The organism is Nocardia sp. NPDC050717, assembly GCF_040654275.1.
Lineage (GTDB): Bacteria > Actinomycetota > Actinomycetes > Mycobacteriales > Mycobacteriaceae > Nocardia.
This window is the reverse complement of the sequence record NZ_JBFAHR010000004.1, coordinates 161,548-175,316: the sequence shown is the minus strand read 5'-3', so window position 1 is coordinate 175,316 and position 13,769 is coordinate 161,548. Positions and strand designations below refer to the sequence as shown.

The 13,769-nt window shown below is 70.7% G+C and carries 15 protein-coding genes; 11 read left to right on the top strand and 4 right to left on the bottom strand.

Annotation, left to right across the window (positions count from 1 at the left end; all coding sequences use genetic code 11):
• Positions 1-2: 2 nt before the first annotated feature.
• The 6 genes from AB0H56_RS11425 (at position 3) to AB0H56_RS11400 (ending at position 5,329) form a co-directional block, all read left to right on the top strand.
• A complete protein-coding gene (locus AB0H56_RS11425; RefSeq protein ID WP_357160654.1) occupies positions 3-596 on the top strand; it encodes an alpha/beta fold hydrolase in 594 nt (197 codons plus the stop codon).
• Positions 593-1,354 carry a CoA transferase subunit A gene (locus tag AB0H56_RS11420; RefSeq protein ID WP_357160651.1) on the top strand — a complete coding sequence of 254 codons (762 nt, stop codon included), beginning with the start codon at positions 593-595 and terminating at the stop codon, positions 1,352-1,354. Before AB0H56_RS11425 ends, AB0H56_RS11420 begins: the two co-directional genes overlap by 4 nt.
• 1 nt (position 1,355) lies before the next feature.
• On the top strand, positions 1,356-2,027 hold the full coding sequence (locus AB0H56_RS11415; RefSeq protein ID WP_357160648.1) for a 3-oxoacid CoA-transferase subunit B: 672 nt from the start codon (positions 1,356-1,358) through the stop codon (positions 2,025-2,027).
• A gap of 238 nt (positions 2,028-2,265) precedes the next feature.
• Positions 2,266-3,258: a putative sulfate exporter family transporter gene (locus AB0H56_RS11410; RefSeq protein ID WP_357160645.1), complete on the top strand. Its 993-nt coding sequence runs from the start codon at positions 2,266-2,268 to the stop codon at positions 3,256-3,258.
• 188 nt (positions 3,259-3,446) lie between these two features.
• Positions 3,447-4,697, top strand: coding sequence for a sensor domain-containing protein (locus tag AB0H56_RS11405; RefSeq protein WP_357160642.1), 1,251 nt, complete (start codon positions 3,447-3,449; stop codon positions 4,695-4,697).
• Entirely contained in the window at positions 4,685-5,329 is a 645-nt protein-coding gene (locus AB0H56_RS11400; RefSeq protein WP_357160639.1) for a response regulator transcription factor, read from the top strand. The genes AB0H56_RS11405 and AB0H56_RS11400 overlap by 13 nt, the downstream gene beginning before the upstream one ends.
• 41 nt (positions 5,330-5,370) lie before the next feature.
• On the opposite strand, the gene AB0H56_RS11395 is transcribed toward AB0H56_RS11400, so the two are convergent.
• Complete coding sequence (locus AB0H56_RS11395; protein WP_357160636.1) at positions 5,371-6,876, bottom strand: alpha/beta fold hydrolase; 1,506 nt, start codon at positions 6,874-6,876, stop codon at positions 5,371-5,373.
• Positions 6,877-6,934: 58 nt separating this feature from the next.
• The gene (locus AB0H56_RS11390) at positions 6,935-8,113 is read right to left on the bottom strand and encodes a serine hydrolase domain-containing protein (protein WP_357160633.1); all 1,179 of its coding nucleotides are present in this window, start codon (positions 8,111-8,113) and stop codon (positions 6,935-6,937) included.
• A 353-nt stretch (positions 8,114-8,466) separates the two neighbouring features.
• Between AB0H56_RS11390 and AB0H56_RS11385 the strand changes: the two genes are divergently transcribed.
• The 5 genes from AB0H56_RS11385 to AB0H56_RS11365 all read left to right on the top strand — a co-directional run bounded on the left by AB0H56_RS11385 (position 8,467) and on the right by AB0H56_RS11365 (position 11,731).
• Entirely contained in the window at positions 8,467-8,676 is a 210-nt protein-coding gene (locus AB0H56_RS11385) for a hypothetical protein (RefSeq protein ID WP_357160630.1), read from the top strand.
• Positions 8,642-9,004, top strand: a complete 363-nt coding sequence (locus AB0H56_RS11380) for a cold shock domain-containing protein (RefSeq protein ID WP_357160627.1) — start codon at positions 8,642-8,644, stop codon at positions 9,002-9,004. The genes AB0H56_RS11385 and AB0H56_RS11380 overlap by 35 nt, the downstream gene beginning before the upstream one ends.
• 87 nt (positions 9,005-9,091) lie before the next feature.
• Complete coding sequence (locus AB0H56_RS11375) at positions 9,092-9,790, top strand: PAS and ANTAR domain-containing protein (RefSeq protein WP_357160624.1); 699 nt, start codon at positions 9,092-9,094, stop codon at positions 9,788-9,790.
• Positions 9,791-9,953: 163 nt separating this feature from the next.
• Positions 9,954-11,087, top strand: coding sequence for a histidine kinase (locus AB0H56_RS11370; RefSeq protein WP_357160621.1), 1,134 nt, complete (start codon positions 9,954-9,956; stop codon positions 11,085-11,087).
• The gene (locus AB0H56_RS11365; RefSeq protein WP_357161253.1) at positions 11,081-11,731 is read left to right on the top strand and encodes a response regulator transcription factor; all 651 of its coding nucleotides are present in this window, start codon (positions 11,081-11,083) and stop codon (positions 11,729-11,731) included. Before AB0H56_RS11370 ends, AB0H56_RS11365 begins: the two co-directional genes overlap by 7 nt.
• Here the strand turns inward: AB0H56_RS11365 and AB0H56_RS11360 are convergent.
• Positions 11,728-13,290 (bottom strand): alpha/beta fold hydrolase, encoded by a 1,563-nt coding sequence (locus AB0H56_RS11360; protein ID WP_357160618.1) that lies wholly within the window; start codon positions 13,288-13,290, stop codon positions 11,728-11,730. The genes AB0H56_RS11365 and AB0H56_RS11360 overlap by 4 nt on opposite strands.
• Positions 13,291-13,474: 184 nt before the next feature.
• Positions 13,475-13,681, bottom strand: a complete 207-nt coding sequence (locus AB0H56_RS11355) for a CsbD family protein (RefSeq protein ID WP_357160615.1) — start codon at positions 13,679-13,681, stop codon at positions 13,475-13,477.
• Between the last annotated feature and the right edge of the window lie 88 nt (positions 13,682-13,769).

Genomic DNA, 13,769 nt, shown 5'->3' with positions numbered 1-13,769 from the left:
CCATGAAAGACACCGCTGATCACACCGTCGTGATCGTTCCGGGGCTCCGTGACCATGTGCCCGATCACTGGCAGACGCTGCTCGCCGAACGCCTGGACCGGGTCCGTACGGTCCCGCCGCTCGAGCGCGACAAGCTCAGCCTCGCCGCTCGCGTCGCCGCGCTCGACGCGGTCGTCACCGCGATCGACGGCCCCGTCGTGCTGGTCGCGCACAGTGCCGGTGTGCTGATCGCCGTGCACTGGGCGCAGGAGCACCGGCGACCGGTGCGGGCAGCGCTGCTGGCCACCCCGGCCGACCTGGAATCCGCTCTCCCGGACGGGTATCCGACCGCCGAGGAACTGGCGGCGGGCGGCTGGAATCCGATCCCACGGGCGCGGCTGCCCTTCCCGAGCGTCGTCGCGGCGTCCACCAACGACCCGCTCGCGTCGTCCCGCCGGGTGGCGGGCATGGCTGAGGCCTGGGGCAGCCGCCTGGTGGATCTCGGCGATGTCGGTCACCTCAACCCGGCTTCCGGCTACGGCGAGTGGCCACGGGCGCAGGAACTGCTCAGTGAGCTGATCGCCTCGACCGCGCCCGATACGGCGGCCGCGCGATGAGCGAAGTCGTCGCCTCGGCGGCAGCGGCGGTGGCCGACATCGCCTCCGGTTCCCGGGTGGCGGTCGGCGGATTCGGGGTGTGCGGCATCCCCGACGCGCTCATCGAGGCATTGGCGGCCAGTGCCGTCACCGACCTGGAGATCATCTCCAACAACTGCGGCACCGATCGGATCGGGCTGGGAATCCTGTTGCGGAACAAACAGATACGCCGCGTGATCGCCTCGTATGTCGGGGAGAACGCGGAGTTCGCCCGGCAGTATCTGGCCGGCGAGATCGAAGTGGAACTGACGCCGCAGGGCACCCTCGCCGAAAAGCTCCGGGCAGGCGGCGCCGGCCTGCCCGCCTTCTTCACCCCCGCCGGCGTCGGTACGCCCGTTGCCGACGGCGGCCTGCCCTGGCGGTACGCGCCCGACGGCTCGGTCGCGATCTCGTCACCGCCCAAGGAGGTGCGCACGTTCGGCGGCTGGGGCGAGCGGCGGTACGTGCTCGAGGAGGCGATCACCGCCGACTACGCCCTGGTGCACGCTCTCGTCGGGGACACCGACGGCAACCTCGTCTTCGACAAGGCGGCCCGCAATTTCAATCCCGACGTCGCGACGGCAGGCCGGGTCTGCATCGCGCAGGTGGAACATCTCGTTCCCGCGGGCGAGATCGACCCGGACCAGGTCCACCTGCCGGGCATCTTCGTCGACCGCATCGTGCACACCGGCGTGCAGACCAAGCACATCGAGAAGCGCACCGTCGCCAAGGAGGACTGATATGGCCACTACCGCAACAGTTCTCGGCTGGTCGCGCACCGAGATGGCGGCCAGGGCCGCCCGCGAGCTGCGGTCGGGAGAGTACGTCAATCTCGGTATCGGATTGCCGACGCTGATCCCCAACCATCTGCCGGTGGGTGTGCGGGTCACCCTGCACTCGGAGAACGGCATCCTCGGCACCGGGCCGTACCCGGACGCGGCGGAGGTCGACGCCGATCTGATCAACGCGGGCAAGGAAACCGTCACGGTGCTCGCCGGGGCTTCGTTCTTCGGCTCCGCGACCAGCTTCGGGATGATCCGCGGCGGCCACATCGACACCGCCGTCCTCGGTGGCATGCAGGTCTCGGCGGCCGGCGACCTGGCCAACTGGATGGTCCCGGGGCACATGGTCAAGGGCATGGGCGGGGCGATGGATCTGGTCCACGGTGCTCGCCGGGTGATCGTGCTCATGGAGCACACCGACAAGAGTGGCAGACCGAAGATCGTGCCGCGCTGCACACTTCCGCTGACCGGTGAGCGGGTCGTCCACCGGATCATCACCGACCTCGCCGTCATCGACGTCCTTCCGCGCGGACTGGCGCTGCGGGAATGCGCGCCCGGCGTCACCGAAGCCGCGGTCAGAGCCGCGACCGCCGCCCCGCTGATAGCCGCGCTCGATCGAGTTCACCACTGATCCGCCGCTGACCGCCGGCGACAAGATCCTCGAACGCGATCTCGCCCAGCGTAATCCGGCCACCGTCTCGGCCGGACAGCGCGCGCACGGACCGTCGATGTCATCGACCGCGGGGCCTCACCACCCACGGTCGCTCCTACCGAAAGCACGAGCACCTCGAATCATGTTGCAGCCCCCTGCGTCCGACCTGTCGAGCCGAACGCCCGCGCCGGCCGAACCGGCACCTCTCTCGCGTGCGATGCGCGCGCGTCGATGGAGCGGCGAGTACACGCCCGGGTTGCTGCTCGCCGCCGCTGCCGTCACCGCCATCCTGTTGCTGACCAGGCGATACTCCGCCATCAGCCCGCTGCTGGCCGCGATCTTGGTGGGGGCGATCGCCGCGAATGTCGTCGATATCCCGCAACGTCTGCGGCCCGGCCTGCAGTTCTGCGCCAAGCGGCTGCTCCGGGTCGGCGTCGCGCTGCTGGGCGTGCAGGTGACCTTCACCGACATCCTCGGACTCGGCCCGGCGACCCTGCTCGCCGTACTCGTCGTGGTGGTCGGGGGGATCGGCGGCACCATGGTGCTCGGCCGCATGCTCGGCATCGGATGGACCCAGCGTCTGCTGATCGCCTGTGGGTTCTCCATCTGTGGCGCGGCCGCCGCCGACGGCGTCGTGGACGCCGACGAGGAAGAAGTGCTGACCTCGATCGCGCTGGTGGTGGTGTTCGGGACGCTGCTGATCGCGATCCTGCCGCCCGCGGCGCACGTCCTCGGGCTCGACGCGGTGACCAGCGGGGTGTGGGCGGGAGCCGCCGTCCACGAGGTCGCCCAGGTGGTGGCCGTCGGCGGGGCACTCGGCGGGACCGCTCTCACCGTCGCGGTGGTGGTCAAGCTCGCCCGCGTCGTCCTGCTCGCCCCGGTGCTGGCCGCCGTCAGCTGGCACGTCCGGCGCAGCCGGACCGACGAATCGGTGGGTGCGGGCCACCGGCCGCCGCTGGTTCCGCTCTTCGTGCTGGCCTTCCTGGCCTGCGCCGCGGTGCGCTCGACCGGCGTGGTCCCGGCGGGGGTGCTGGCGGTGGCCCGCGAAGGGCAGACCCTGCTGCTCACCGCGGCCATGTTCGCGCTCGGCACGGGTGTGAAGCTGCGGTCGCTGGCACGGGTCGGGCCCCGCCCGATCCTGCTGGCCACCGGATCGACCGTGTGGGTGAGCTCGCTGGCACTGGCAGGCGCGCTGATCGCGACCCACTGAACGGTGCCGGGCGAGCTCGGCCACGCGCCGTTCCCGGCGTTCGCGCACCGCCGGTGCGGTCCCGGCCTCGTGATCGCGTGCGGGCACTTGTCGGGTCGGCGTTCTTGCTGCCCGAACCGGATGTCTATGAGCCCGTCCGCCGACATGCGGTCCAGTTCGCGAGACGACGGGTCTGACACGATGGCGGGGTGATCGAGGCACTGCGCACCGCGCGCGACAAGGCACAGCGGTTGCCGGGTGCTGTCTGGTACCTGGCGGTCGGTGGTGTCACCGCGCTGCTCGCGTTGTTCGCGGTGGTCGGGCTGCTGATCGTCGGCGCGTTCTGCCTGATCGGGGTCGGGATACCGGCGCTGCCCGAGGCGGTTCGGCTGGTGCGGCCGTTGGTGTCGTTCGAGCGGCGCAGGGCGGCGGGGTTTCTGGGGGAGCGGGCGGTGCGGGCGTATCAGCCGTTCACCGGTGGCTTGCGGCAGCGGGTCGCGACCGTCTTCACCGATCCGGCGAACCGCCGGGACTTCGGCTGGCTGGTCGCCCACGCGCTGACCGGCATCTACCTCGCGGTGTTCGCCGTCGCGCTGCCGCTGAGCACCCTGACTCAGCTGGCGATCCCGGCGTTCTGGCAGCTGATGCCGCCGGGACAGGAGTTCGCCGGCTTCGGTTTCGCCGTGGACTCCTGGCCGAAGGCGATCCTGAGCTGCTCGCTCGCGATCCCGCTGGCCCTGGTGACCCTGCAGCTTCCGGTGGCCGCGCGCTGGCAGGCGCTGGCCACCAGAGCGATGCTGAAACCGACCGAGGACGCCCTGCTCGCCGACCGGGTCGCGGCCCTCACCGCCACCAGGGCCGCCGCGCTCGACGCGCACGGCGCCGAACTGCGCCGGATCGAGCGTGACCTGCACGACGGCGCGCAGGCCCGGCTCGCGGCGGTGATCATGCAGCTCGGAATGGCCGACCAGCTGCGCGACCAGGACCCGGACACCGCCCGAGATCTGGTGCGCAAGGCACAGGACACCGCGACGGCCGCGCTCGCCGAGCTGCGCGATGTGGTGCGCAACGTCTATCCGCCGGTGCTCGCCGATCGTGGCCTTGTCAGTGCCGTTTCGGCAGTTGCCGCCCGCAATCCCATCCCGTGCGTGCTCGATCTCGGCGAGGTGGGCAGACTTCCCGCCGCCGTGGAGGCGGCCGCGTACTTCGTCATCACCGAGGCGCTCACCAACGCCACCAAGCACTCCGGCGCCACGGGCATCTCCCTTGTGCTCGGCGGTCCGCCCGAGCTGCTGACGATCGAGATCAGCGACGACGGGGTCGGGGGCGCCGTGGAGATCTACGACGGCGGGCTGGCCGGCATCCGGCGCAGGGCCGAGGCGCTCGACGGCCGGATGGTGCTGACCAGCCCGCCCGGTGGCCCTACTGTGGTGCGGGTGGAGTTGCCGTGCGGATCATGATCGCCGAGGACGATGCTCTGTTGCGGGAGGGCTTGGTCCTGCTGTTGAGCACGGCAGGCATCGAGGTGGTCGCCGCCGCGGACAATGCCGACGACTTCCTCGCCGCCGTGGCCGCGGACCGCCCGGACGCGGTCGTCGTCGATGTGCGCCTGCCGCCGACCTTCACCGACGACGGGTTGCGCGCGGCCGTCAGGGCGCGCGAACTGCACCCCGGACTGCCCGTGCTGGTGCTGTCGTCCTGGGTCGAGGACAGCTACGCCGCGGAACTGCTCGGTGACGGCATGGGCGGCGTCGGCTACCTCCTCAAGGAGCGGGTCGGCAAGGTGGACCGCTTTCTCGATTCGCTGCGCCGGGTCGCGGCGGGCGGCACCGCCATGGATCCCGAGGTGATCTCGCAACTGCTGGTGCGGCGCAAGGCCGACGACCCGATGGCCGCGCTCACCGCTCGCGAGCGCGAGGTGCTCGCGCTGATGGCGGAGGGGCACAACAACGCGACCATCGCCGAGCGCCTCGTGGTCAGCGAAGGCGCTGTGCACAAACACATCCGGAGCATTTTCGCCAAGCTCGGTCTCGCGGCCGACGAGGTGGGGCACCGCCGGGTGCTGGCCGTCCTCGCCTACTTGAACGCGTGAAGCCCTGAGCCCGTAGGGGCTCAGGGCCGCACTCCGCCCGGTCAGTCGGCTCGGCAGGTCAGGTCGTCGGCGGGCAGTGTGCCGTCGCGGAAGTAGGTGTTCACCGCCGAGTACACGCACGAGTTCGGGTAGCGCCCGAAGATCCAGTGGATCGGCACATCCTGGAGCGTGACCATGCGCGAGGCGCTCAGGTCGCCGTGCAGGGCGACCGCTCCGTCGTAAGCGGTCCTGGTGTCACCGGTGGACTGCACGATCAGGGCGGGCACCTGGTTGCGCACCACCGTGGCCGGTTCGGCTGGCTCAGCCCAGAACGCGCACGGCGTGATGTTGTTCGCGAACCCGGCGAACACCGGCTGCGTGGCTCTGGCAGCGTCGATATTGCGCTGGTAAAAGGACGGATCCCGGGGCGCGGCGACGTCACCGCACATGATCGCCATCTGTGCCGAATTGTCGTTCGGCCGGGCTTTCAGCGCGAATCCGAGTGTGGCGTCGAGTGTTTCGTCGGGTTGGGTGGGTTCGCCCGCCGCCGCGTCGGCGATGGTGCGGAGCTGACCCGCGAGCATCCCGTACTGCTCCGGGCTGTCGAGCCCGACGAACAGCACCACCGGCAGCCAGTGTTCGTCGATCTCGTACTCGCCCACCTGGATCGGCGTGATCGCGGCCTGTTCGATCAGATCCTCGACAGCGGCGCGAACCTGGGACCGGCTCGTCCCGAAGTGGTATTCCCCGTCGCGCGCGGCGACCCATTCCGCCCACAGGTCGAGCGCGGCCTCGTTGGCCGGGCCCATCGCCCGCATCATCTCGACCGTGCCGTAGGCGTCCGGGTCGGCCGCGCTGTCGAGCACCATCCGGTCACTGCGTTCGGGGAACATCTGCGTGTACACCGCGCCGAGGTAGGTGCCGTACGAGGTGCCGAAGTAGCTGATCTTCTCGGCGCCGAGCACGTCGCGGATGAGGTCCATGTCCCGCGAGGTGTTGCGAGTGGTGATGTGCGGCAGCCGATCTCCTTCGGTAGCCGCGCAACGGTCGGCCAGATCGCGATGTGTCGCCACCGATTCCGCGAAACCGTTCGCGTCGAGGCCCGCCGAATGCAACCCGAAGCCCATCGGCCACCGGCAGTCGACGGCCGAGGAGCGCCCGACTCCACGCGGATCCATACCGATCAGGTCGTAGCGAGCCCGCACCTCCGGCGTCATCGCCTTGCCGACATCCACCATGAAGTCGAGCCCCTCGCCGCCGGGCCCGCCCGAGTTCGACAGCATGACGCCACGCTGCGGGTCGGTACCCGCGATCCGGGAGATCGCCACCGTGAGTGTGGCGCCCGCCGGGTCCGCGTAGTTCACCGGCACGGTGACGTCGGCGCACTGTGCCCCGGCATCATCCAATTTCGGTACACCGCAGGCTTTCCAGTCCAACTGCTGACCGGTGAGCCGGTCGGGGATCGCGGTGTCCGGTTTCGCCCCGGCCTCGGGGCCGGCGCAGCCGATCAGGCCGGCGCAGACCGCCAGGGCGGTCGCCGTGGCCGCCAAAGTTTTCACGCGTTTCATTGAGTCTCCTCGGAAAGTGTTCGGCCGCAGCCTGTTCGGGGGCGGTGGGACCACGTGGTCACGAGACGCACAGGGCGGCATCCAGCAGCTTCTCGACCGCGTCGGCCTGCGCCTCGGTGCCCGGCAGCTGGTTGACCGTCACGGTCACCGCGGTGCCCTCGGCCGTCACCGCGTTGCGCGTCGCGAAGCCGACGATGCTGCCGCCGTGCCCCCATACCTGCGCGCCGCACGATGTGGTCCGCTGGACCAGAGCCAGGCCGTACCCCGCGCCAGGCATGCGGTCGAACGGCACGGTGCGCTGCATCTCGGCCAATTGCGCTGCCGGCAAAAGCTCTCCAGACAGGAGGGCGATGAAGAACCGGTTCAGGTCGGTCGCGGTGGCCACCATGTCGCCGGCGGTTGCGGCCCACGACGGGTCGAAATCAGTGAAATCGACCGGCCCGCCGTCGATCTGGTGATACCCACGGGTGTGCGGGCCACGGAGACCGGTTTCGTGGGCTGCGGGCACATAGGTGTCGCGCAGGCCGAGCGGCTCGGAGATCCGGCGCCGGATCTCGTCGGCGACCGCATTGCCCGTCACCCGCTCGATCAGCAGACCGGCCAGCAGGTAATTGGTGTTCGTATACACGGATTTCGCACCCGGCTCGAACTGCGGCGGCGTCGTCATCGCCCGGCGGACCAGGTCGGCCATCTCGAAGTGCTGCCACCGTAGCGCTTCGTCGTCCGGGTCGAGCTGTTCGGAGTTCTGCGTAGTGATGCCCGGACCGGAGCCGACATAGTCCGGCACTCCGCTGGTGTGCTGCAACACCTGCCGCACCGTGATCCGGTTGCCGTCGTTGCCGTTGCCGGCCACCACACCGGGCAGGTAGCGCTCGATCGGTGCGTCCAGGTCGACCCGGCCCTCGGCGACCAGCTGCATGATCACCGTCGCCACGAAGGTCTTGGTGTTGCTGCCGATCCGGACGCGCGCGTCGTCCGGGAACGGCGCGCGCGTGCCGAGATCGCCGACTCCCGCGGTGAACGTGCGATGGCCGGCGGGGCCGTCGATCACCACCTGCACACCGGGGAACCCCTGGCCCATCACCGTGTCCATCGCGGTGGCCACGGCGGGCGGCGGCGTCTTCGCCTCGTTCGGCGCGCCCACCGACGTCTCACCGCACGCCGCCGCGGCGAGCACCGCGCCGGTCACGACGACCGAGAGAATCGCTCTACCGGAGTTACGCCGAAATGGGTTCATGAGCAGTGTCTTCCTCCTGTTCGAGTCGCGGAAGCCAGTGCGTTCCCGACGATTCGAGCCTAGGAATCCGCAGGTCGCGCGCCCATGCCGCGCGCACCCGAAAACCGGGTAGCGCCTGCCGGGGTCCTGTGGTGGTGCCAGCACCACCACACCGGTGAACGTCACGGCCCGAACGGCACACCAGCTCTGCCCAGCAGCTCGCCCACGGACGGGGTGCCGCGCGAAACCTTCGACGATCCCGGCACTTGAACTCATCTTGGTCTGTTGCTAAATAATATCTGTGCCGAATGGCAGAGATAATCTGAAGGATATCCGCTGGTTTCGATCAGCCCGGTAGCGACGAGGAGATGATGATGACCGCTTTACCGACCGCCGCCCAGGCCGACCGCGCCGGCCAGGAGACCTTCGTCTTCGACGCCGACCGCGAGTCTGGCCTCGATGTGACCGCGGTGCACGACGGTGAGTCCGCGCACGGTCTCGCCGCCGCTGATGTGTCCGACCGTATCGACCAAGCATGGAGTGTTCCCTGTGCCGACGACGACCTCTCCTGCCTCGCCTACTGACCCGCACCGCCACGGCGGTACCGAATCCGTCGCCTGGCAGCCCGGCCGGGTCGACTGGTTCGACGCCGCAAAGGGATTCGGGTTCCTGACGCCCGACCACGGTGGGCCCGCGGTGTTCTGCGACTACACCGCCATCGACACGCCCGGCTACAAGACCCTCCGTGCCGGGCAGCGCGTGGTTTTCACCGCGACCGACACCGGCCGCGGACCCGAAGCCGTCCGAATCCTGACCTACGACGAATCCGTCATCGACGCCTCGTCGGCTCGGCTGCCGAAGGCAAGCAGGCGCTCGTCGGCACACCGGACCCGACGAGCACTGGCTGCCTGACCCGCCCGCTGCCGCGACCAAGGTGATCGTCCCGCCGGCAGCCGCCTGACCCGGCCGGATCCGAAACTCATACCCAAGGATGGAGCAGTGACCGAATCCGATCCCGCGCACGCGGGCCACGACGAAGGGCGGTTCGCGCGCGCCTACCGGCCCGCGCATGTCGGGACGTTCACCTTCTGGTTCACCACCGGCCGCTGGGAATGGTCGCCGGAGGTCTACCGGATGCACGGCTACGCCCCCGGCGAGATCGAGCCGACCACCGAGCTGCTGCTCTCCCACAAACACCCCGACGACCGCGATGTCGTCGCCGGCCTGATCGACCGCGCCGTCACCGAAGGCGCCCCCTTCTCGAGCAGGCACCGCTTCCTCGACACCGCCGGTCGCGTGCACACGGTGATGGTCCTCGCCGATCGTGTTCTCAACGACCACGGCGAACCGGTGGCCACCACCGGCTACTACCTGGACCTGTCCGACACCGTCGACGCGGCGGCCGCGACCGCCGCCGGCGAGGCGGTCGACGAGGCGATGAGCGGCGTCGTCGCCGCGCGTGCGGTGATCGAGCAGGCCAAGGGCGTGCTGATGCGCATGTACCGTATCGACGCCGACCAGGCCTTCAAGGTGCTGGTGTGGCGATCCCAGGAAGCCAACATCAAACTCCGCGACATCGCCGCCCAGATGATCGCGGACCTGAAACTGGTCCCACCCCCGCCGCCGGAGACATTGACCGCCTTCGACCACCTGCTGTTGACCAGCCACGAACGCATCGACCCCGACCGCGGCCCCTGAACGCGCCACCTCCCGGCCGAGACCCGCGATGACCCGCCGCGCCTCCTCGGCCGTCGACTTCCGGACCCGGAGATCGATCCTGTTCCGGAAGTAGCACCACCGCGGCGCCGGAGTCATCCTGTGGGTCGACGCCGCCGTGTGCCCGGCGACCTAGGGTGTGTCCATGCTGGACGAACGCCTGGTGCGATGGTGGGCGTGCCACCCTGTACGGGCCGACGCGGTGCTGGTGTCGGTCCTGGTCGTGATGTGCGCGGGCGTCGGTCTGCTGGTGGGCGCCGACCTCGACTACTACGTGTTCTCGGTGGCGCTGCTCGGCCCGCTCGCGGTGCGCCGCCGGTGGCCCGAGGCGTCGGCGGCGGTCGTCGCCGTGGTGGCCCTCGCGCAGTGGGCGAGTGTGCGCGCCACCACCGGCGCGTTGCCCGCCGATGTCGCGGTGCCGCTGGCGATCTACACCCTCGCGGCCCACGGCGCGCGGTGGGCAGGACGCGCCGGTCTGTTCGCGGGTCTGCTCGGGGCGGTGCTCGGGGGCTGGAGCTGGCCGCAACTGCCGATGCCCGCGCTCGCGCATGTCCTGGTGGGCGTGGCACTGGCCGCGATCGTGGTCGCGGCCTGGCTCGCCGGGTCATGGCAGCGGTCCCGGCGCAGGGAAATCGCGGCGCTGACCAGGCACGCGGTGCTGGAAGAACGCACCCGCATCGCCCGCGACCTGCACGACATCCTCGCCCACTCGCTGGCGGTGGTCATCGCCCAGGCCGACGGCGGCCGCTACGCCGCACGCACCGAACCACGCCGGGCGATCGAGGCACTGGCCGCGATCGGTGATCAGGGACGAGCCGCGCTCGCCGAAACCCGCCGCGCCATCGGAGTCCTGCGCGAAGAGCCGAACGCCGACCCCGATCCGGCCCCCGCGCGCGGTGTCGCGGACCTGTCCACCCTCGCCGACGACCTGCGCGCCGCGGGCTTGCCGGTCGACCTGACCATCGACCTCGCCGGTCCGCCACTGGATGCCGGGCTCGGCCTGCTCGTCTACCGCATCGTGCAGGAGGGACTGACCAACGTGGCCAAACACGCGGGACCCGGTGCGCGCGCGGAGGTCTCGGTCCGCGGCGAACGGTCGCGCTTGCACATCGATGTCGCCGACGACGGTCGCGCGGACGGGCACGGCACCCGTCCTGGTTTCGGGTTGATCGGCATGCGGGAGCGGGTCGGCGCCTACGGCGGAAGCGTGGAACTGCGCAGCCGCGCGCACGGCGGGCATCGGCTCGCCGTGACCGTCCCCCTCGGGCGCCGATCGTGATCACCGTGCTGCTGGTCGAGGACCAGGTCCTGGTGCGCGCGGGCTTCCGGATGGTGGTGGACTCGCAACCCGACATGCGGGTGATCGGCGAAGCGGGCGACGGCGAGACCGCGGTGGACGCGGCGGCCGGACTCACCCCGGACGTGGTCGTGATGGACATCCGGATGCCCGGCGTCGACGGCGTCGAGGCCACCCGCCGGATCATGGCGGCGCCGGACCCACCCCGGGTGCTCGTGCTCACGACCTACGACCTCGACGACTACGCGACGGCCGCCGTGCGCGCCGGGGCCAGCGGCTTCCTGCTCAAAGACGCACCGGCCGAACACTTCTTGGCCGCCATTCGTTCGGTGCACGCGGGCGACGCCGTACTGGCTCCCTCGACCACCCGCCGGTTGCTGCACCTGCTCGCCCCCGCCGTCGACCCCACGGCCCGCGAGCTGGTGTCCACGCTGACCCGCCGTGAGGCCGAGGTGCTGCGGATCCTGGCCACCGGAGCGTCGAATGCCGAGATCGCCGTGGCCCTCGGAATGGGGGAGGGCACGGTGAAAACCCATGTCCGCCACATCCTGGCCAAGCTGTCCGCCCGCGATCGGGTGCGGGCGGTCATCGTGGCGCACGAGGCCGGGCTCACCGGGCTCGGCTAGTCCTCGTCACGCGCGCAGGTGATGCCGGAGGCGGGCAGCGCGCCGTCCAGGAGATAGGCGTTCACCGCCGAGTCCACACAGGCCGAACGATCGAAGAGGTACACGCCGTGCCGAAACGCCTGCCGCAGCGTGACGGAACGAGCGGCGGGCATGGCCGCGGCGAGCGCGTGCAGACCCGCCGCGGGCGCCACCGGATCGCCCTCGGCGCCGACGAGCAGGGCGGGCGTGTCGTTCGCGATCACGGTCGCGGGTTCGGCGGGTGGGACCGGCCAGAACACGCACGGGCCGGGGTGCCTGGCGAGAGCACCGAACAGGGGCTCCGCGTCACGATGGTCCGCGATGTCGACGCCGTAGTCGGCGGCGGGCCTGGCCGCGCGGTCGGCGCACTGATTGGCCACGGTGGCACTGAAACCGAACTCGGGCGTCACCTCGGTGTCGGCGTAGAGCGCGAGTTTGGCGGCCAGGGCGGGTGGCGGGTCGATCGGCAGGCCCTCGGCCGCGTCGGACAGCGCCCGGACCTGGTCGGTGAAGGCGGTGTAGGCCTCGGTGGAATCGTCCACGGTGAGCAGCAGTCCGGGCACGAGGTCGGCGGTGATCGTGATTCCGCCGAGGACGATCGGCTCGACCGCGACCCGCGCGATCAGCGCGTCGACGACGCCGAGCACGGCAGCCGTGGTCGCGCCGAGTCCCAGGTCGGCGTTCCGCTCGGCGGCCCAGCGCGCCCAGTCCGCCAGCGCCGCGGCATCGGCAGCGGCGGTGTGGCGGGTGAGGTCGGGTCCGGCGGCACCCGGATCGAGCGGGCTGTCGAGGACCATCCGGTCGACGCGGTCGCCGAACAGTTGTGCGTAGACAGCGCCCAGGTAGGTGCCCCACGACCAACCCAGATACGACAGCGACGACTCCCCGAGCAGGGTCCGCAACAGGTCGAGGTCGTGGGCGGCGGCGCGGGTCGAGGCGTGCGGCAGCAGGTGACGCCAGGGGGCGCAGCGGTCGGCGAGGTCGCGGGCGGTGTTGAGCGCGCGTTCGACACCGGCGCCGTCGGTCGGCGCCGCCTGCGCGAGTCCGAGGTATTCGCCGGTCGGCCAGCCACATTCGAGCGGTGAGCTCGCGCCGAAGAAGCGCGGGTCCATGCCGACCAGGTCGTAGCGTTCGGCCAGCTCCGGGGCCGCGGCATGGCCGCCCTCGGGACCGTCGAGCAGCAGCGACACCCCGTCACGGGACGGTCCGGGGCCGCCGGTCTCCACGACGAGCGTCCCGAGCCGACGGGCGGGATCGCTCGCGGGCCTGCGCGCCACGGCGACCGTGAGCGTCGCCCCGGCGGGGTCCGAATAGTCCACGGGCACTCGGAATTCACCGCACCGGGCGCCGACCGCGGCCAGCCGGGCGCCCACCGGGTCGCCGTCCCCGACGGCGCAGTCGTGCCAGGCGATGCGTTGGTCGCCGATCGTCGTCGGAAGGCCGGACGACTGCTGCTCCACCGGTGCGCACGCGAGCGACGCCGCTCCGCACAGCACCACCGCCGCTGCCGCCGACCCGAGCTCATATCTGGAGAAAGTCACAGGTAGACCGTATTTTCCGGCCCGGCGCCGGGTCTTCTACCGGTGGAACGAGATCCGCGGGGACGGGCCTCGCCCGCAAGGGAGAGCAACGCTCGTCCCGGCTGGTGATGTCCGGCACCTCCGACCGGAAAACGGGTTCGGGGCGCCCGCTGGGGCACCCCGAACCCGCTGCTTCGGAATGTGATTACTTGCCGAAGGCCTTCTTCACCTTGTCCGCGGCGTCGCCGACCGCGTCCTTGACATCCTCGACCGCGCCCTTGATGGCCGACTCGGCCTGATCGGCCTTGCCCTCGGCACGCAACTCGTCGTCACCGGTGGCGGCACCGGCCGCCTCCTTGGCCTTGCCGCCGAGTTCGTCGGCCTTGTTGCTGATCTTGTCGCTCAGAGACATCGGAACCGTCCTTCGAGTTGATTGCGTCGCTGTGTACCGACGTACTGGATGGACACCTCACAACTCGGGATCGCACGCGCACCGGACC

Excerpts from the sequence above, each read along its gene's own strand:
- AB0H56_RS11425 (WP_357160654.1), top strand. The coding sequence starts at position 3 with ATGAAAGACACCGCTGATCACACCGTCGTGATCGTTCCGGGGCTCCGT.
- AB0H56_RS11420 (WP_357160651.1), top strand. The coding sequence starts at position 593 with ATGAGCGAAGTCGTCGCCTCGGCGGCAGCGGCGGTGGCCGACATCGCC.
- AB0H56_RS11415 (WP_357160648.1), top strand. The coding sequence starts at position 1,356 with ATGGCCACTACCGCAACAGTTCTCGGCTGGTCGCGCACCGAGATGGCG.
- AB0H56_RS11410 (WP_357160645.1), top strand. The coding sequence starts at position 2,266 with ATGCGCGCGCGTCGATGGAGCGGCGAGTACACGCCCGGGTTGCTGCTC.
- AB0H56_RS11395 (WP_357160636.1), bottom strand. The coding sequence starts at position 6,876 with ATGAAACGCGTGAAAACTTTGGCGGCCACGGCGACCGCCCTGGCGGTC.
- AB0H56_RS11390 (WP_357160633.1), bottom strand. The coding sequence starts at position 8,113 with ATGAACCCATTTCGGCGTAACTCCGGTAGAGCGATTCTCTCGGTCGTC.
- AB0H56_RS11385 (WP_357160630.1), top strand. The coding sequence starts at position 8,467 with ATGACCGCTTTACCGACCGCCGCCCAGGCCGACCGCGCCGGCCAGGAG.
- AB0H56_RS11370 (WP_357160621.1), top strand. The coding sequence starts at position 9,954 with ATGCTGGACGAACGCCTGGTGCGATGGTGGGCGTGCCACCCTGTACGG.
- AB0H56_RS11355 (WP_357160615.1), bottom strand. The coding sequence starts at position 13,681 with ATGTCTCTGAGCGACAAGATCAGCAACAAGGCCGACGAACTCGGCGGC.